At 62.3% G+C, this 912-nt stretch carries 1 protein-coding gene; it reads right to left on the reverse strand.

The genetic code is table 11. The features are described 5' to 3' along the window. The coding region (locus tag XpopCFBP1817_RS20910; RefSeq protein ID WP_128418496.1) for an IS5 family transposase at positions 1–906 on the reverse strand (906 nt) is incomplete at its 3' end. Positions 907–912 lie beyond the last annotated feature (6 nt).

Consider the following 912-nt stretch of genomic DNA (forward strand, 5'->3'; position numbering starts at 1 on the left):
CAGTACCTGCGCCGTGTTCTTGGCCAAACCCCGATAGCGGACCTTGGTGTAGCCAAACTGCCGTTTGATGACCCGAAACGGATGCTTCACATTCGCACGCACGCTGGCTTTGAAGTGCTCCCAACGTTCTTCCCGCGCACGCTCGCGCTTGTTGCCGATGGCTTGAATCGTCGAACGCTTGGCGGCGATGAAAAATGCTGCCTCGCAGTCTTGCAGTTCTTCGCGGTTGTCCGCGCCGGTGTCGCGGCTGTCGCCGAACACGCTGTCTTCGGTGCCGTGCAGCAACGCGTGCGTCACCGTGACATCGGCGACATTGGCAGCCGTGCAACACACGTGGTGGACCAGCCCGGAAACATCATCCACGCCGATGTGCGCCTTCATCCCGAAATACCACTGGTTGCCCTTCTTGGGCTGATGCATCTCAGGGTCGCGCGCGCGATCGGCATTGTTGGTCGAGCTGGGCGCCGCGATCAGGGTGGCATCGGCAATGGTGCCGGACCGCAGGCGCTGACCCTTGCGCGCCAGGTGCGCGTTGACTGCCTGCAGCATCTGCGCGGCAAGGTCATGCGTCTCTAACAGGCGGCGGAAGGAGAGAATCGTGGTCTCGTCGGGAACGCTGTCCAAGCCGCCGAGTTGAGCAAAACACCGCAACGTCGGGATCTCGTGCAGGGCTTCTTGCATCGCCGGATCGCTCAGTGCATACCACTGCTGCAACAGATGAATCCGCAACATCGTCGCCAGGGCATATGGCTGACGGCCTGGCCGCCCGGACACCGGAGAGTGGGGCGCGATCAGCCCAAGCAGGTGCGTCCATGGAACGATGCGCTCCCTCTCGGCCAGGAAGATCTCACGACGGGTGTGCTTGCGCTTGCCCAAGCCCTGCGCATCACCGAATGTCAGTTGCATGGATGC

This window comes from Xanthomonas populi, assembly GCF_002940065.1.
Lineage (GTDB): Bacteria > Pseudomonadota > Gammaproteobacteria > Xanthomonadales > Xanthomonadaceae > Xanthomonas > Xanthomonas populi.